Genomic DNA, 17,330 nt, shown 5'->3' on the forward strand with positions numbered 1-17,330 from the left:
AGGAATGGATATGAACTTTCTTGAACTGGCTCAAAAGAGAAGAAGTCTGCGGAGTTATCTCCCGAACCCAGTAGAGCAGGAGAAGCTGGAGTACGTCTTGGAATGCGCCCGTTTGGCTCCCTCCTGGAAAAACCTTCAGTGCTGGCGTTTTATCGTAGTGGAGGATGAGGCCTCGCGGCAAGAGCTGACTACGGCCTATGCAGAGACCAACCCCGGACGCAAAGCTTTGCTCCAGGCCCCTCTTATTGTGGTGCTCTGCGGGGTGCCATCGGAGTCCGAGGTCTGGGAAGGCAAGGACTATATGATGCTGGATGCGGGATTGGCCATGGAACATTTGATCCTGGCGGCTGCCGAGCAGGGGCTGGGAACCTGTTGGCAGGGTCTGTTCTCTGAAGATAAGGTGCGGGAGATCCTAAAGGTTCCCGAAAATGTCCGCGTCTTAGCTATGACTCCCTTGGGTTACCCGGCGGAGGAAAGAAATCCAAGACCCCGCAAAGACATGTCGCAGATCGTATTTAAGGGGACCTGGGGAGAAAATAATTAGGAGCAGGATAATATGCCTTCGTTTTTGAAGCTGGGAAAAACGATTATTCCTTATGAAGAAAGAAAAAGCCCTCGGACTAAGCGGATTTCTATACGCATTACGCCGGAAAAGGTCAGAGTATCTGCTCCCGCACGTACCTCCAAGGGTGAAATTCAGGCCTTCATTGAGAAGAATCGGGAGTGGATATTGGAGAATTGGCTCAAGCTTCAAGAAACGGCGGTCAAGCCCCTGCGGGTGTATGAGACGGGTGAAAAGGTTGCCTATCTGGGAAAAGAGCTGAACCTGGAGATCATGGATACACCTCATAAAATGATCAGTGCCTTTTACAGAAAGGACCTTGAAACCTTAGAGATCAAGATGCCTCAGGAACTTCAGGGAGAGCAGCGGCAAGAGGCTGTTCGGGAGATTCTTGAGAAGTGGTATAAACAGAAGGCCCGGGCGGTGTATCTCCAGAAGCTCAATTTCTGGAGCTGCCAAATGGGAGTAACCTATAACCAGTTCCGCTTAAAAGAGCAAAAAACCCGCTGGGGGAGCTGCTCCAGTCTGGGCAATATCAATCTGAACTGGCGGGCTATCATGGCTCCGGAGCCGGTGCTGGATTATCTGGTGATTCATGAGCTTTCCCATCTTCTCTATCTGAATCATTCACCGGATTTTTGGGAGAATGTAGCCCGTTATTGTCCGGAGCATGCTGCTCATCGCCGATGGCTGCGGGAAAAGGGCCATAGTCTGGTTATTTAATCCCTAAGTGACAGGAGAGGGCATCAGCAAGGAAGTGCGGACTTGAATCGATCAGTTGGGTGAATATAGTGACTATATACCGACTGCTGTAGCATTTGAGCCCCAGTATATCGGCGTCGCAAGGGACGAACTGAAAAAATATGGATCAGAATATACATAGAGTTTATGGATACCATCTGTTGTTTTTTAACTTCAGGTGGTTTTTATTTTTGGTTGCCAACTGGAATTATTGACGCTTTGTAGCTGTAGAGAGAAATATTGCTAAATCCTAGTTCATGATGAATTCATAAAACAAAGCTAAGATTAGTTTCGAATTTAAAAATTAAATTGGAGGTCATTAATTAATGAGCAAAAAAAGAAACACTAAGTTCAAATGGATAGTAACCGGTATGATAGCTGTGGTTATCGTTGGAGTAGCAATGACCGCTTTAATGAAACCTGCCCCCTTAGCCTATGAAAGTGTGGTTGCTAAAACTGGGGACATAACCACCTATTACTCTTTTTCCGGGAATGTGGAAACAAAAGACCGTCAGACTGTAACTGCTGATAAGATGATGCAAGTCTCGGAAATCAAAGTAAAAGAAGGAGATTTGGTTGAAGAGGGAACCGTCTTAATCAAAACCACATCAGGAGAGGAAATTAAAGCCAAAATCCGCGGTGAAGTTGCTCATCTTAATGTGGATGAGAAGGCCCAGGTTATGGCAGGGACCCAATTATTAGAAGTAGTCGATTATGATAACCTTGAAATTCAGGTTAAGGTCGATGAATATGACATTGCCTCCTTAGACAAAGGTAAAGAAGCATCCATCAAAATCGGGGCAATAAACAAAGAAATCAAAGGAAAGATCCGCTCCATATCTAAAGAGGGACAGATTATCAATGGAGTAACTTTCTTCACAGCAACCATCGATCTTGAAAAAGCTGAAAATATTCGTATCGGCATGTCGGCAGAGGTGAAGGTGGTAAGTAATGAGGCTGAGGGTGTCGTTATCTTGCCCATGACGGCGATTCAATTTGATGAGAATAACAAGCCCTACGTTTTTAAAAATGGGGAAAAGGATACTGTGGTAAAGGCTGATATAGAGACAGGAATCAATGATGGCACAACGGTTGAAGTCAAAAGCGGTGTTGTCAGTGAAGAAAGGATTCTTTATAAAAAAGCTGCTACCACGCTAGGGACGGATTTCTCCAGAGGAGGGATGAATAGACCTGGAGGTGAGGAGTAATGGCTGAAGTTCTTAAGATGCAAAATATTTTTAAAAAATACACTATGGGTGAGGAAGAGCTGGAGGTCTTGCATAACGTTAATTTAGCGGTGAACTCGGGTGAGTTTCTATCGATACTTGGTCCGTCAGGATCCGGGAAATCGACGATGATGAATATCATTGGCTGTCTGGATGTGCCGACAGCTGGAGAATATCTGCTTTCTGGCCATAATATTGATGATCTGGATGAAACCGAACTGGCCGCCATAAGAAATAAGGAAATTGGCTTTGTTTTCCAGAACTTTCAGCTTTTGCCACGCTTGAGTGCACTTCAAAATGTAGAACTGCCCTTAATCTATGCGGGCATCCCAGCCACGGAAAGAAAACAAAGGGCAATGAAAATGCTGGAGCAGGTAGGATTAGCCGATAAAATGAAAAATCTGCCGAATCAGCTCTCAGGGGGTCAGCAGCAAAGGGTTGCTATTGCACGGGCACTGGTTACCGAGCCGACGATTCTCCTGGCGGATGAACCCACAGGCGCCTTAGATCAAAAGACGGGCGCTCAGGTAATGGAGCTTTTCGAAGAGCTTAACCATGAAGGAAGAACCATTATTATGATTACTCACGATATCGGTATTGCTCGTCACGCCCAACGAGTTGTCAATATTTTGGATGGTTATTTAACTGAACAGGAGGTGTAATAGGTGCTGCTTGAAAGTATAAAAATGTCTTATGAAAACATTGTTAGAAATAAACTGCGTTCCTTTTTAACAATGCTGGGAATCGTCATCGGAGTGGCATCGATTATCGCCTTGATTACTATTGTTCAGGGGGCAACCAACAGTATCAGCAATCAGGTTACGGAGCTTGGCGCAAATAAAATCATAGTCAATGTAATGGGAACTCCGCTGAAACAGGGGCTTAATGATGAAGATCTAAGGAACATTTCTCAAGTCGAAAATATAAGTGGTGTATCCCCAACGATTTCGGGAAAGACTGGAATTATCACCGACGGCAAGGTCCTTGAGAACGTAACCGTTCAGGGTAAAAATGAGGTTTACTTTCAAACGGATTCCAGCTTGCTGCAAAGTGGAAGGCCCATCAATGTATTGGACTTAGCGAGCAAAAATCAAGTTGCGATTATTGGCAGTGATATTGTCAATGAGCTCTATTACGGGGTGGACCCTATCGGTAAAGAGCTGGTTGTGAACGGGACAACCTATTCTGTAATTGGCACCCTTAAGGCCTCGAGCGGATTTAGTATGGGTTCCAATAATGACTCGGTGGTCATCCCCTATACAACGGCTTTGCGTAGTTTAGGGGTAAAGAATATTTCCAGTTTAGATGTATTTCTGGAGGATGCGACCCTAGCTGACGATACGGTAACGGAAATCAAAGGGGTACTCAATCCGGCTTTTAACTATAAGGATGATGCTTACACTATCTTCAATATGGGAGATATGATTGAATCCTTTGAAACGATGATGTCCATGATGTCGATGCTCCTTGCCGGAATTGCGGGGATATCCCTGGTGGTGGGCGGTATTGGCATTATGAATATGATGCTGGTATCCATCACTGAGCGAACGATGGAAATTGGTTTGCGCAAAGCTTTAGGAGCCACACCAAACAGAATTCAGCTGCAATTTGTGATCGAGTCAATATTCCTGTCCATCGTCGGTGGCGTTATAGGATTAGTGCTGGGAGCTCTTATTGCTTACGGTGCATCCCTATTGATTGGAACAGAATTCTCTATTTCGATCGCAACGATTGCGCTTGCGGTAGGATTCTCTGGTGTAGTGGGAATTGTCTTTGGATATGCTCCGGCAAGGAAAGCAAGTCGACTGAATCCGATTGATGCTCTGCGAAGCTTATAAGAATAAGGTTTGTTACTCATAAATTTTAGCCCCTAATGGTTTTTAGGGGCTAAGGAAGGATGTAGATATGGTCAATATTTTAGTCGTTGATGATAACGAGAGTATCCGAAGGCTCATGAAAACCTATTTGATTCGTGATGGCTACAATGTGTTTATTGCTGCCGATGGATTAGAAGCTTTGGACTTATTGGCTCAAGAGCATATTGATCTTATCATTTTAGATATCATGATGCCCCATATGGATGGTTATACCTTGGCCAAGGAACTGAGAGCATTGCAGTATAACCTACCGCTGCTCATGATTACGGCTAAAGAAACCATCGAAGATAAGAAAAAAGGTTTTGCAGTGGGAACCGATGACTATATGGTCAAACCTATTGATTTTGATGAAATGCTGCTTCGGGTAGCGGCTTTACTTCGTCGGGCCAAAATTTCCAATGAGAATAAAATTGTGATAGGCGACATCACCCTTGATTATGAGACATTAACAGTAACGACGAAGACAGAAACCATTATGCTTCCCCAAAAGGAGTTTTACTTATTATTTAAACTACTGAGTTATTCTAAAAGAATCTTTACACGGCAGGAGTTAATGGATGAAATATGGGGGTTTGATAGCGATACCGATGAACGAACAGTTGATGTTCATATTAAAAGGCTTCGGGAGAAGTTCGATAAATATGAAGAGTTCAAAATCATCACGGTGAGGGGACTGGGCTATAAGGTGGAAAAGTTTCAATGAAAAAACGTTTATATTTAAAATCGATTTACACGAAATTTGCACTTATATTCTTGGGAATTTGGTGGTTCTTAAATTCCCTAACCTTTTGGATTGTCATGGGAATCATGAGAAATAGTGCTTTTACGGAATTGGCTGTAGATCGCATGGAGTTTTTCGCAGAATTTCAGAGGATACGGTTTGCCACCGGGTTAACTTTTCAAATTAGTGCAGTGACCGGCACAATCATCATTTTATTAGCGGTAAGAAGAATCGTAAAACCAATTCAGCTTATTTCCGAAGCCTCTAAAGAGGTGGCCAAGGGTAACTTTAATACTCAAGTAAATATAAAACGTAACGATGAAATTGGGCGATTAGCTGCGGATTTTAATCTAATGGCCAAGGAACTTAGGAGCATCGACACGATTCATAAGGATTTCGTCTCTAATGTTTCCCATGAATTTAAAACACCCATTACTTCGATCAAGGGGTTCGCTAAACTCATTCAAGAAGGGCAATTATCCGAGGAGCAACTGAAGGAATATAGCGATACTATTGTGAATGAAAGTGAAAGGTTATCCTTGCTGTCTTCCAATTTGTTAAGGCTCTCCGAACTTGACGGTAAAAGTATCCGCGAACAAGGGACGAAGTTCGCGTTGGATGAACAATTAAGGAAATCCATTTTAATTCTTGAAGCGGATTGGACAAAGAAAAATATTGACTTTGACATTGACCTGGAAAGGATAACCTACTGGGGAGATGAGCATCTGCTTCAGCAGGTATGGCTTAATCTTATTCAAAATGCCATAAAGTTTTCCCATCAAAATGGGGTCATTCGGGTGAGTCTCCAGAGACAGGATGACGGCATCCGGGTGGATATCGCGGATCAGGGAAAAGGCATCTCCGCTGCAGATAAGGAGCATATTTTTGACCGTTTTTATAAGGCAGACAAATCCCGCTCCAGAGAAGGAAATGGCTTGGGCCTAGCCATAGTGAAGAGAATCATTGAGCTTTCCGGTGGGAGAGTATCCGTGGAAAGCGAATTGGACGAAGGATCGATATTTACAGTGGAGCTGCCATGTAGGTTATGAAACATGCATCCATATTTTTAACTGTAAAAGTCAGGTTTATATGGTACAATATTCTTAATAAGATGATATAAATTGACAGGGAATTAATGGAATAAGATAATGCCTATGCTGATGCCGGGACGAAAAAAACAGTAGGCCAACCCGCGAAGGATAACCGGTTTGATGTTAATTGAGAGGGAGTAAGCCCATTCAATATAAAACACTTGGGAGGAGTCACTATGAAATTCTTTCGTAAAAACATGGATGAGCGTCGAGAATTTGAAGTAACGCCCATTGCAAACGTTACGGTGTATGTGGCTGTTTTTGGACTTGTGGCAGCAATTATAGTGCAATTATTCGTTTTAGATCTTAACTTCGCATATATTGCAGGTGAGTTTATTATCTTGCTTGTCTGCGTTATCTATTCGCTAATAGGGCACTACCGGCGTGGGATATGGGATTTTTATACTAAGCCTGGAATGAAAGCTTATTTTGCTTATAGCTTTGTTGGTGTGTCTATACTGATGGGTATTCCAATTTTGTTGCTTTATTTCAAAAATCAAGCTTCGATGCTAGACAGCCTATGGATCTTCGCCAGAAACTTCATAGTTGCTTTTCCTCTTGTTTTTGGATTACTTGCACTTCTTGGTACGTTCACAAAAAAGCGGCAAAGGAAGCTTGCGGAGAATCAATATGGTGATTAAATTTGCCTTTGACCATATGGAGTTTATAAACAGCAGCTCGCAAAAGGAATAAACCGCAAATGAAACAAGCTGCATAACCGATTCTGATGTAACCGGTTATGCAGCTTGTTTTCCGTGCTCAAATGGACTTGATAGCACAATTGAGATCGTCCAGCCTGTCGATGAACCATTCCGCCAGCTTAGGTATCCCATAAGGGCTGATGAGGAAAGCGACGGCGGCTGTGGTCAAGGCTGTGCCGGAGGGTCCTCCGGCTTCTTGGATTCCAGCACATGGATGTCCGGCCAACTGATTGGAGCACTAAAAACGAATCGCATTCTCTATCCTCAAGGGATTCGAGTTCGCCTCGTGACCGTGAACGGTTCATCCGTCGGCCAGGATTAATTCTCCGATGCCTATGGGAAAAACCAGTTGATATACACTCCCGCTTGAGGTATAATCTGGCCGTAAAATGTTGCTTTCACAACTTATATTTTACAGCAAAAGACGGCTTCTGGCTGATATGTTCCCCTTATAGTAGACAGTGGAAATAACAAACTTTGGAGCTGTCAGTCGCCGTCTTTTGTTATTTCCCAGCCGTCTTATTACGACAGCCCCATTTTGCCATAAACGCATTATGTCAGCGGATTGAGCATTAATTAAATCTATAGATTTTGCGAACTATACTGAGTATATAAAGATTCTTAAAGGATTAGTCATCACTTTGATATTCGAGAATATCTCCGGGTTGGCACTCTAATGCAGTACAAATTGCATTAAGAGTGGAAAAACGAATAGCACTGATTTTTCCGGTCTTGATATTGGATAGATTGACATTAGATATCCCAACTCGTTCAGCTAATTCGTTTAATGATATTTTTCGATCAGCCATTACTCTATCAAGTCTTAAAATGATTGCCATAATAAGCACCTCAATCCCCTAAAGGGTTTCGTCGGATTCCTTCTGCAATAAGCACCCATATTCAAACATAATAGCGAAAGAATAGAATACACCGGCGATAATTATCCCTATAAAGTTTTCAAAGGATAAGAATCTCAGGGAAAATACATTAATCAATCCGTATCCTGGTGACAGGAACAAGGAAACAATAAAAATTAAAAGGGCAATAGCCTTCATCCTCTTTGGTATGCTATTAATGAAGGGGCTATTATTTTTTTCAATCGTTTTAAAAATGGAGATAGCTAAGATAACTACTGCTAAATGAATGATTACAATCATCAAAAATGTACTGGAGAAAACAACTTTATTCCTTATTAGCGTACTTACCACCTGCAGGATAAGCAGTGCCAGGAGAACCTGTAAGCCTATAGATACAGTTCTACTGCTTCTTTGAATCTTCTCTTTTGTTTCATTCATTAAACTATCTCCCTTCAAATAGATGGATTCGAGCGGCGTTTTTGCCGTTCCTGGCAGCAGAAGACCGGCTTCTCAGGGATATGGCCGAATGAACCCGTTTTTCTTAGTAAGCAAATAATCTCATTAATTATATTGTTTGTCAAATAATTTTTAATGTTTATCATTAATAATTAACGACTACCTTAAATTCAAAAGAGCTGCATACGACAAAGGAGTGACACAACTTGGAGCAAGGCTGTCAGCTTATTCAAACCAGAGAAGGAGTCAGGATTTATTATCGACAAAAGCTGCCCCCAAATCCTAAGGCTGTGGTAGTGATCAGCCATGGCTATGCGGAGCATTCGAGCTTTTATGTTCAGTTTATGGAGTTTTTAGCTGAGCATGGCTATGGAGCTTATGCTTTGGATCATCGGGGCCATGGGCGTTCAGAGGCTGAACGAGGTCATTTGGACCAGTTTGAGGTGTTCTTAGAGGATCTGGATGTCTTCGTGGATTATGTTCAGGGGCTTCATCCCACACTCCCTCTTTTTATGTTTGGTCATAGTATGGGAGGCTTAATCAGTTTTAACTACGGAATTCTCCACCCAGAAAAATTACAGGGGCAGGTTTTCAGCGGAGCCGCCCTGGATAGGCCTGCGGGGACGGAAACTATTCCGACCTTTCTCTTCAAATTTTTGAATGTATCGCTTAAGCGGTTCAAGATCCGTCCTAAATTGAGCGGCAAGACAACCCGGAATATGGAGGTGCGCAAAATTTCCGATGGGGATCCTTTAGTTTTGAAGTATGCAACCCTTGGTTTTTTCTATCAGTTTGCCTGCCGAGGGGTGGCCTTTGCACAGGAAAAAGCCGACCATTACCGGTTGCCCTGCCTCATGCTTCACGGAACCGATGATCAGATCGTTTCCTATAAGGTCTCCCAAAGGATATTCCCTAGGATTTCCTCCCGGGATAAGACCCTCAAGCTTTATGAGGGGCTTTATCATGAACTGATCCATGAGCCGGAGCGGGAAGAAGTCCTGGCGGATATCGTGGGCTGGTTGGATCAGAGGGTGAATAGTGGGGGAGAAGTCGGTTAATAATGAAGAAGAAGTCTTTGTCAATGAGGTGAAATGCTTTGAAGAAAGAGGCAGCGGCAGAGGTTAAATTGCCACAAATGAGACAGCCCAATCAAAGAACTAAGGATCAAGAGCTTGAGACCGGTTCTCCCGAAGATAAAAGCCCTGACGATATGGAGATATATGAGTAAAAGATAAAAGAGATACAGTATACTACAAAATATCACTGAGTTTTTAAAAAACAGCAGATTTTTTACAGTCTGCTGTTTTTATATTTAATATTTGTTTGAAAATCTGGAAAAAAAGCAGGAATATGCCTGAGGATGGCATAATTATAACATGAATATTAAATAATAAATTCACAAGTTTAGAGATTGGTAAAGGGTTAGAGGTGTAAATATGGTGAAGAGAAGCTGGGGTTCCCGGATCTGCATCATGGTAGGGATCGTCGGGATTCTCGATACAATCATCGTGACTGCTCTTAAGGGAGGGGTCAATCTGGGGACCATCCTACCCGCGGGGGCGGGAGGTTTGTTCTTGCTATGGGGATTATGGGGTAATGAGTTTAAAAAAAGACTTTTAAAAGAGCGGTATCCATGGTTGCGCAAGCTAATCCGTTGGGGAATAGTCCTGTTGCTTGGCTCCTTTTTCATGATTGAGGGGCTACTGCTTTGGAATACAGAGGATACCATACCCGAGCATGGAGAAGTTTTGATCATCCTGGGAGCGGGTCTGAATGGGGACCAACTTTCCTGGACACTTTGGGAAAGGGTGAATAAGGGGGTAGAGATTTTAGAAGAAAATCCTCAGATGAAGGTCGTGGTTTCCGGCGGACAAGGACCGGGAGAATGGGTTCCAGAGGCTGAAGCTATGGCTCAATACTTGATGGGACAGGGAATTGCCCCGGAACGAATACTAAAAGAAACTCGTTCCACCAGTACGATGGAGAATTTCCGGTTTTCCCGTTTTGTACTTGATCAGGTAGAGGGCTTTGATCCAGCTGAACCGGTACTGGTGATCACCAGTGACTTTCATATGTTTCGTTCCAAAATTTTAGCCGGGCGCAATGGGCTGAATCCTGTGGGGGTACCTTGCTCTACCCCTTGGTATATCAGACCCAATGCTTATCTTCGCGAGTATTTTGCTGTGGTGAAGTCCATTCTCTTTGACTGGTAAAGACGTTTTGAAGAAGGAGGATTAGCACTATGCTCAAAGGGAGTTATGGAGACGAATTCTCATTAAGAATTGTGGGGTATGAGTTTCCTGATATGGATAATGATTTGGGATTTGACTCTAATTGGCTGATCGTTGAGGTCCATTGTAAACATGGGGAAAAGACCTGGGTTAAAAGAGACCCGAGTCTCTTAACTTGGGAAGTCGGGATTCTGATTAAATGGTTACGGGATATACTTTATAAACAACCGGGGTCTGAGGTGTTGGAATTTATTGAGCCTAACCTTCTCTTTCAGGTTCTTAGAGGAGAAGATGAAGAGATCCAGACTTTGCAAGTTACCTTAGGTCATGAGACCTGCCCTGATTGGGTCCGTACCCGCCGTAAACCTGCTTATTTCTCTATGGATTTCCCTATTAACCCTGAGGATATCGAGACCCTGTGCAAGTCCCTGGAGTCGGATTTGTTGGTCTATCCACGGCGGCTTCAAGGTATCAAAGGCTTGGAACCTTCTCCGCGGGATAGGTTAAGAATCGTCAAGAAAGATAAGGACTGAAATTCCCGGTTTCTACCTCCAGAGCCCTTGAAAAAAGTTATCCCAGAACTCGTTATAGTCATACTCCGGGCTTTGGTTGCCTTGTTTTTTATCCTTGTTTTTATTTTTATTGTTCTGGTTTTTATCCTTGGTGTTTTTCTTATTCTTTTTATTTTCGTCATCATCCCGTCCGTATTCATCATCGTCCCAGCCTTCGGGCCAGATATTCCAATCCTTCACATACCCGGCAGGAACCTCGAAGGGCTTGATGGGGGTGTCTTTGAGGGCCAAGGAAAGGACTTCATGGAAGACGACGGCGGGCCCGGATCCGCCGGAGGTGGTGAGGTAATGCTCCCGGTCTGTTTGGTCATAGCCCATCCAGATGGCGGCGGTCAGCTCAGGTGTGTAGCCTACAAACCAGACATCTTTTTGCCCCTTGCTGATGCCTGCAAACTCTTGTGTAGGAGGCAGCTCCACGGAGCCGGTTTTCCCGGCTACGGGACGACTGCCCAGAGCGGCTTTGGGAGCGGTTCCCTGCTGGACCACGTTTTGGAGAAGAAGAGTCATGGTATAGGCATGATGAGAGTCCGTGACTTGGACACTTTCCGGCTGCATTTGGGCTAAGACATGTCCGTCGGCAGTGGTAATCTTAATGATGGCATGAGCCGTATGCATGAGCCCTTGATTGGCAAAGGCAGTATAGGCCTGGGCTATGTCCAGGGGAGAGACACCTTCTGCAAACCCGCCCAGAGCCAGACTTAGATGGGCATCCTTTTCGGTTAAGGGGATGCCGGCTTTTTGAGCAAAGGCTTTGCCGGCTTCGATGCCGATTTGATCAAATAACCAGACTGCAGGGATGTTCCAGGATTGCTGAATGGCTTCTTCCATGGTCACCCAGCCCCGGGTTTGGCCATCCCAATCCTTCGGAGTATAGCCGTCCAAATTCAGAGGTCCATCATAAAGGAGGGCGTCGGGCCGATAGCCTTTTTCCAAGGCCGGGCCATAGACCATCAAGGGCTTGATGATGGAGCCGGGCTGGCGTTTGAGCTGGGAGGCGCGGTTAAACTGGCGAAAAGCGCTTTCTCCCCGATACCCTACCAGACCTCGGATAGCCCCGGTATGCTGGTCAAGAATGGCGATACCGCTTTGAACCTTCAGATCATCTTTGCCTTGGGGGAAGAATTGATCATCCTTATAGACGGTTTCGGCGGCTTGCTGAACCTTGGCATCCATTTGAGTATAAATCTGCAGACCAAGGGTGAGAATCTGATCTTCGGTAAAGCCGTAACGGTTGATGGCTTCTTCAATGACATAGTCCACATAGGGGGCGTATTTCCCGGATAGATTATCTAAAGGCTTGGTGCGCAGGACGATGGGTGCAGCTGTGGCTTGGGCAGCTTCTTTTGCAGTAATATAGCCCTGGTCGGCCATCATGGAGAGGACCAGGTTCCGGCGCTGGAGGGCCAGCTCCTTATTCTTGAGAGGGGAGTAGATAGTGGGGCCTTTGAGGATTCCGGCGAGAAGAGCGGATTCTTCCAGATTCAGCTCTTCGGTATTTTTGCCAAAATAGTAGTGAGCGGCTTCTTGAAGCCCCCAGTTCCCTTCCCCGAAATAGATATGGTTAAGGTAGGATTCCAGGATCTCATCTTTGGAGAGAGTGGCTTCAATCTTAATGGCATAGCCTGCTTCTTTCAGCTTGCGGCTCAGGGTCTTGTCTGAGGTGAGAAAAAGGTTCTTGGCCAGCTGTTGACTGATGGTGCTGCCCCCTTCGGAGAAATTCTGGGTTTTCAGGTCTTGGACGAGGGCCCGGAGGATGGAGCGGATATCCACGCCCTGGTGTATATAGAAACGTTTATCCTCAGTAGCGATAATGGCCTCCTGAGTATGCTGGGGGACTTGTTCCAGGGTCACAGGTTCAATACGGGAGGAAGAGAGCTGGGAGATTTTGTTGCCTGCCTGATCGTAGATATAAGTGGGCTTGGCCAGGGGACTTTCCAGCTTACTTACATCCAGGGTGGAAATCCAGTAAATACCAGTGCCCAGACCTGTAAGAAGAACGAACAAAAGAAGGATGATCAGGTTGCGCCAAAACTTGGGTTTTTTATAAAAGGATTTCAAATTCAACATACGGAATTTGGATAAGGCTTTGCCAAGTAGGGTTTGGCATTTCCCCAGGATATCCGGGAAATTTTTCATAGAGATTCTTGGCCTCCTTTAATTGTGAATTGTATGCTGCATAGAGTCAAATAATAAATAAACCATCAGTCTTTAGGTGACGGATGGTTTATTTATTATGCTTATTAAGATATACGCAGAGCCTGAAAATTTTAAGGGGGTATTGATTATATAGTTTAGCAGTCAGATGTAGAACCTGAAATTAATCTTTATCACTATAGCCGAGCCGGATAGAATTTGCTATACTTGATGTGGGCAGTATCATTCGAACTGCACCTTTTCATGAGAACCATTCAATTTATACTGCCTGTATCCAATACGGACCGGGACAGAGGGATAAAACAGTGCTGCATTTTTGCGAGTTCCTTCTGACAAGGGGGAACTTTTTTGTTGTTCTGTTTTGTCTTCTCTCCTGAAAAAAGGAGGAAAAATGATGAAAACCACCAAAGACTTCTGGGCAATGAAAAGTGAGGGGAAAAAGATTGTCATGGTTACCGCCTACGATTACCCCTCGGCCAGGCAAGCTGAACAAGCAGAAGCGGACATGATTCTTGTGGGGGATTCTCTGGGCAATGTGGTGCTGGGCTATGACTCTACGGTTTATGTTACCATGGAGGATATGGTCCATCATGCGAAAGCAGCTAAACGTGGGGCTCCGAACACTTTTATCGTGGCGGACATGCCTTTTATGAGCTGCCATCTGTCTGTCAGGGATACTTTGCTCAATGGGGCAAGGCTGATTCAGGAGACGGGGGCCCACGCTGTGAAAGTGGAAGGGGCGGACGAGATGATCCCTCATATTAAAGCCCTTGTTCGCGCAGGGATACCTGTAGTATCGCATCTTGGTCTTACACCCCAAACAGCTGCCCTTCTCGGTGGCTTTAAAGTTCAGGGCAAAGATGCGGAAGCTGCTCGAAAAATGTTGGAGGATGTGAAGGAATGCCAGGATGCTGGAGCCTTTGCCCTGGTCCTGGAATGTATTCCTAAACAGCTTGCCCAGGAGATTTCTACGACCTTGACAATTCCCACCATTGGTATCGGAGCAGGTGTTCATACCGATGGACAAGTTCTCGTGTACCATGACATACTCACTTATGGAGTGAATCGGGCTCCCAAGTTTGTCAAAGCTTATGTCAACGCCGATGAACTCATGATCAAGGGATTGAAAGCCTATGCGGATGAAGTAAGAAGTATGAATTTCCCTGATGATGAGCACAGCTTTACCATGAAAGAAGAGGAATTAAAAACCTTGTATGGAGGTAGGGGCTAAGATTATTTAGGCACACTCACCTTGCCTCTGATGACTTAAAATAATTTAGCAAATAGAAAGCAGCATGGCCATTTTTCGTAATGGCATGCTGCTTTTGTTGCGTATCTTTGGCGATAGTCGGTCTTTAATCTGCCTTAAGCCTGCTCCTTCGATATCTGATACAAAATAGCCTTGTTGCCACCGATCATTTTTACCCCTGTCTGGGGTAGGAAACCCAGAGGTGCAGGGACAAGAAGGGTACTGGAGGCTTTAATCACACTGAGACTGAGCTGGGCTATGGGGAGATTTTCGCATTCTTCAAGGGTGAAGAAGCCCAGATCGCTTACTTCATTAGGGTCACCTTGCAAAGTACCCCCTAAGTATTCCAGGAGAAAGACGATATAGGAATCATGCTTTTCCCCGGGGCGATCCCGCAAGGCGATGACGGAAAGGGGTCTGGACAGGATGCCGGTTTCTTCCCTGATTTCCCGGGCGACGGCGACGGCGATTTGTTCGTCTTGCTCCACATACCCGCCGGGGATGGTCCAGTTTCCCTTGCCGGGATTATGGGCCCGTTGAACCAGGAGGACTTTTCCCTCATGCCAGACCACTCCCCCTACTCCTAAGGAGAAATTGCCCCAGAAAACAAAGGAACAATCCGGGCAGTGGGGACGGTGTTGACCGGAGAAATCGGCATTTTGGAGGGGTTTCCCGCATTGGGGGCAGAATTTATAGTCAACAATAGGTAGTGGCATAGCATTCATCCTTTGGTGATTTTTCTTTGTACTGGAACCTTAGGAAACCATGAAGAATAGTTCTATACTGCCTGTTCCTTGACTTCAGTCCCTTGGTTGAAGGTTTTTTCCCGTCGCTGATAGAGATAGAAGGGTAATAGGGCGACGATGACAAAGAAAAGGGACAAAGACCAAGCCATGTTTCCGCCATAATGGTCAAAGGCCCATCCTCCTAGAATAGGGCCAAGAGCTCGGCCGCCGGAGGAAGCTCCCCCTACCACCCCTTGATAGGTGGCTGTTTTCCCTTCCGGAGCGATGAGGGCGGCCGCAGCCGGAACACCGGGCAGAACCAGCATTTCTCCCAAGGTGATGATGATCATCATGATAAAGTAAGAGGGGTAGGGAAAATTGCCCAGAAGAATCAGAAAGCCTAAGGCGTAGAATAGACAGGATACATAGAATTGACGGGAGAGGGTAGGTGCCCAATGGCGGATAATCCAATGGATGACCGGTTGGAAGGCTACGATGATCACGCCGTTCAAGGTCCAGAGAATGCTGTATTGGGGCAAGGAATACCCCAGATTCGTCATGGTTACCGGCAGAACAGTGTTGATCTGGATATAGGCACCCCACATGAGGAAGATAGCAGCACAAAGAGCGATAAGAACAGGAAATCCGCGATCCCGGAAAATGGGCACTTTGACTCGGGATTTGCTCACTGGTTTAGCCTGAATATCTTTTGCGGGTAAGAGGAAAAGCACCATTAAAAGGTAAACGGAAAAGAAGAAACCGTTGAGAAAAAAGACCAATTTAAAGGATAGGGCGGCGATGAATCCGCCTAGAGCTGTTCCCACAGCTACTCCGGCATTGTTGAATACATAGAGCAGGTTAAACCCTCGACGCCCGCCCTCAGGCCATAGAGTAAAGACCAAGGCATTGATGGGGACAAAAATGAAAGCAATGGAAAAACCATAGAAGAGCATGCTGGGGGCGTACACTTCCCAAGCGGGGAAAAAACCGATTAAGATGAGAGGAAGAATCGCTCCGACCAATCCGCAGATCATGACCCTTCGGGAACCAAAACGATCCGCCAGGACACCGCTGATAAATTGCCCTACTAGGGTGGCCAGAGCCTGGAGGGAGATAAGGGCGCCTGCCTCGGTGAGGGAACGGCCCAGGATATTGTGCATAAAGATGCTGTTTAGGGGCCACATAAAGGAACTGCCCACAGAGTGGATAAGTCCTCCGATAACCAGAACCAGGATAGGTCGAGGGATATTGAATTTGTTCAGATACTGCGTATTCATAGTATAACCTCTTATACATCTAAAAATTGGATCAATCATAAAGATAAATAGTCGCCCTAATAACGTATCATCGGGAAGAAAAAATAACAATCCGCTCCCAAGGAAAAATTATCCTGAAATCGGATAATCAATAATTATTTCAAAAAACTTTGTAAAAGAAGGCAGGAAAAGCAATCTTAAATGAAGAATTTAACAAAAGGTGACTCAGTATAGAAAAATCAATACTTGGTATACTACCAAAAGCAAAAATAGGGAGGTTTGTATCAATGGATTTCAAAGATTCAAAGACGTTTCAGAACTTAGTTAATGGATTTGCGGGGGAGTCCCAAGCACGCAATCGTTATACCTTCTACGCTGGTGTTGCAAAGAATGAAGGACACCAAGCTATTCAAAACATTTTCATTTCTACTGCAGACAACGAAAAAGAGCATGCCAAAGTGTTCTATAAGTTCCTGCAAAAATATGCCGGTGATCAAACGGAAGTTTTCCGTGTGGACGCTGATTATCCTCTCAACTATCGGGATACTTTGGCCAACCTAAAGAGCGCCGCAGCTGGCGAAGGGGAAGAAGTAGTCGACTACAATAAATTCGCCGATAGTGCTGACGAAGAAGGCTATGCCGATATCGCTGTGGCTTTCCGCAAAATTGCCACGGTAGAAGCTCATCACCAAGAGCGTTATGCCCGCTTGGCTGCTGAATTGGAAAACGGCACCCTCTACAAAAAAGACGAAAAGATCTCCTGGAAATGTGAGAACTGTGGCTACGTTCATGAAGGCTCCGGAGCTCCTGATCTTTGCCCGGCTTGCCAGCATCCTCAAGGTTATTTCAAGCCCCTGCCGGAAGTATATTAAGGGTGAAGTTCGAGGCGAAACTATAATTTACTCCAGATA

General features: G+C 45.0%; 20 protein-coding genes. 14 read left to right on the plus strand and 6 right to left on the minus strand.

Annotated elements, in window-relative coordinates; all coding sequences use genetic code 11:
* Window positions 1-10 precede the first annotated feature (10 nt).
* The 8 genes from DESPCE1_RS0101810 to DESPCE1_RS0101845 all read left to right on the plus strand — a co-directional run bounded on the left by DESPCE1_RS0101810 (window position 11) and on the right by DESPCE1_RS0101845 (window position 6,859).
* On the plus strand, window positions 11-544 hold the full coding sequence (locus DESPCE1_RS0101810) for a nitroreductase family protein (protein WP_014792336.1): 534 nt from the start codon (window positions 11-13) through the stop codon (window positions 542-544).
* A 12-nt stretch (window positions 545-556) separates the two neighbouring features.
* On the plus strand, window positions 557-1,285 hold the full coding sequence (locus DESPCE1_RS0101815) for a M48 family metallopeptidase (protein WP_019849284.1): 729 nt from the start codon (window positions 557-559) through the stop codon (window positions 1,283-1,285).
* Between the two features lie 344 nt (window positions 1,286-1,629).
* Entirely contained in the window at window positions 1,630-2,511 is an 882-nt protein-coding gene (locus DESPCE1_RS0101820) for an efflux RND transporter periplasmic adaptor subunit (protein WP_019849285.1), read from the plus strand.
* Window positions 2,511-3,191 carry an ABC transporter ATP-binding protein gene (locus DESPCE1_RS0101825; protein WP_019849286.1) on the plus strand — a complete coding sequence of 227 codons (681 nt, stop codon included), beginning with the start codon at window positions 2,511-2,513 and terminating at the stop codon, window positions 3,189-3,191. The genes DESPCE1_RS0101820 and DESPCE1_RS0101825 overlap by 1 nt, the downstream gene beginning before the upstream one ends.
* 3 nt (window positions 3,192-3,194) lie before the next feature.
* Window positions 3,195-4,367: an ABC transporter permease gene (locus DESPCE1_RS0101830; protein ID WP_019849287.1), complete on the plus strand. Its 1,173-nt coding sequence runs from the start codon at window positions 3,195-3,197 to the stop codon at window positions 4,365-4,367.
* Window positions 4,368-4,434: 67 nt separating this feature from the next.
* The gene (locus DESPCE1_RS0101835) at window positions 4,435-5,109 is read left to right on the plus strand and encodes a response regulator transcription factor (RefSeq protein ID WP_019849288.1); all 675 of its coding nucleotides are present in this window, start codon (window positions 4,435-4,437) and stop codon (window positions 5,107-5,109) included.
* Window positions 5,106-6,176: a cell wall metabolism sensor histidine kinase WalK gene (locus DESPCE1_RS0101840; RefSeq protein ID WP_019849289.1), complete on the plus strand. Its 1,071-nt coding sequence runs from the start codon at window positions 5,106-5,108 to the stop codon at window positions 6,174-6,176. Before DESPCE1_RS0101835 ends, DESPCE1_RS0101840 begins: the two co-directional genes overlap by 4 nt.
* 218 nt (window positions 6,177-6,394) lie before the next feature.
* Entirely contained in the window at window positions 6,395-6,859 is a 465-nt protein-coding gene (locus tag DESPCE1_RS0101845; protein ID WP_019849290.1) for a DUF6773 family protein, read from the plus strand.
* Between the two features lie 118 nt (window positions 6,860-6,977).
* Here the strand turns inward: DESPCE1_RS0101845 and DESPCE1_RS22895 are convergent, their stop codons facing one another.
* From DESPCE1_RS22895 to DESPCE1_RS0101860, 3 genes are all read right to left on the minus strand, one after another.
* A complete protein-coding gene (locus DESPCE1_RS22895; protein ID WP_019849291.1) occupies window positions 6,978-7,145 on the minus strand; it encodes a CD1845 family protein in 168 nt (55 codons plus the stop codon).
* Window positions 7,146-7,548: 403 nt separating this feature from the next.
* Window positions 7,549-7,758, minus strand: coding sequence for a helix-turn-helix transcriptional regulator (locus tag DESPCE1_RS0101855; protein ID WP_028305426.1), 210 nt, complete (start codon window positions 7,756-7,758; stop codon window positions 7,549-7,551).
* An 18-nt stretch (window positions 7,759-7,776) separates the two neighbouring features.
* Window positions 7,777-8,214 carry a hypothetical protein gene (locus DESPCE1_RS0101860; RefSeq protein WP_019849293.1) on the minus strand — a complete coding sequence of 146 codons (438 nt, stop codon included), beginning with the start codon at window positions 8,212-8,214 and terminating at the stop codon, window positions 7,777-7,779.
* Between the two features lie 224 nt (window positions 8,215-8,438).
* On the opposite strand from DESPCE1_RS0101860, the gene DESPCE1_RS0101865 reads away from it, so the two are divergent.
* The 4 genes from DESPCE1_RS0101865 to DESPCE1_RS0101880 all read left to right on the plus strand — a co-directional run bounded on the left by DESPCE1_RS0101865 (window position 8,439) and on the right by DESPCE1_RS0101880 (window position 10,996).
* Window positions 8,439-9,290, plus strand: coding sequence for an alpha/beta hydrolase (locus DESPCE1_RS0101865; RefSeq protein ID WP_019849294.1), 852 nt, complete (start codon window positions 8,439-8,441; stop codon window positions 9,288-9,290).
* A 38-nt stretch (window positions 9,291-9,328) separates the two neighbouring features.
* Window positions 9,329-9,460, plus strand: a complete 132-nt coding sequence (locus tag DESPCE1_RS23930; protein ID WP_019849295.1) for a hypothetical protein — start codon at window positions 9,329-9,331, stop codon at window positions 9,458-9,460.
* 208 nt (window positions 9,461-9,668) lie between these two features.
* The gene (locus DESPCE1_RS0101875) at window positions 9,669-10,445 is read left to right on the plus strand and encodes a YdcF family protein (RefSeq protein ID WP_014792344.1); all 777 of its coding nucleotides are present in this window, start codon (window positions 9,669-9,671) and stop codon (window positions 10,443-10,445) included.
* 29 nt (window positions 10,446-10,474) lie between these two features.
* Entirely contained in the window at window positions 10,475-10,996 is a 522-nt protein-coding gene (locus DESPCE1_RS0101880) for a hypothetical protein (RefSeq protein WP_014792345.1), read from the plus strand.
* 12 nt (window positions 10,997-11,008) lie between these two features.
* On the opposite strand, the gene DESPCE1_RS0101885 is transcribed toward DESPCE1_RS0101880, so the two are convergent.
* On the minus strand, window positions 11,009-13,171 hold the full coding sequence (locus DESPCE1_RS0101885; protein ID WP_019849296.1) for a transglycosylase domain-containing protein: 2,163 nt from the start codon (window positions 13,169-13,171) through the stop codon (window positions 11,009-11,011).
* Window positions 13,172-13,583: 412 nt separating this feature from the next.
* On the opposite strand from DESPCE1_RS0101885, the gene panB reads away from it, so the two are divergent.
* Window positions 13,584-14,420 carry a 3-methyl-2-oxobutanoate hydroxymethyltransferase gene (gene panB, locus DESPCE1_RS0101890; RefSeq protein ID WP_019849297.1) on the plus strand — a complete coding sequence of 279 codons (837 nt, stop codon included), beginning with the start codon at window positions 13,584-13,586 and terminating at the stop codon, window positions 14,418-14,420.
* 134 nt (window positions 14,421-14,554) lie between these two features.
* Here the strand turns inward: panB and DESPCE1_RS0101895 are convergent, their stop codons facing one another.
* Entirely contained in the window at window positions 14,555-15,154 is a 600-nt protein-coding gene (locus DESPCE1_RS0101895; RefSeq protein ID WP_014792348.1) for an NUDIX domain-containing protein, read from the minus strand.
* A gap of 62 nt (window positions 15,155-15,216) precedes the next feature.
* Entirely contained in the window at window positions 15,217-16,440 is a 1,224-nt protein-coding gene (locus DESPCE1_RS0101900) for an MFS transporter (protein ID WP_014792349.1), read from the minus strand.
* A 266-nt stretch (window positions 16,441-16,706) separates the two neighbouring features.
* On the opposite strand from DESPCE1_RS0101900, the gene rbr reads away from it, so the two are divergent.
* On the plus strand, window positions 16,707-17,291 hold the full coding sequence (rbr, locus tag DESPCE1_RS0101905; RefSeq protein ID WP_014792350.1) for a rubrerythrin: 585 nt from the start codon (window positions 16,707-16,709) through the stop codon (window positions 17,289-17,291).
* The last annotated feature ends 39 nt before the right edge of the window (window positions 17,292-17,330 follow it).

Origin of the sequence: Desulfitobacterium sp. PCE1 (assembly GCF_000384015.1) — a bacterium.
GTDB classification, from domain to species: Bacteria; Bacillota; Desulfitobacteriia; order Desulfitobacteriales; family Desulfitobacteriaceae; genus Desulfitobacterium; species Desulfitobacterium dehalogenans.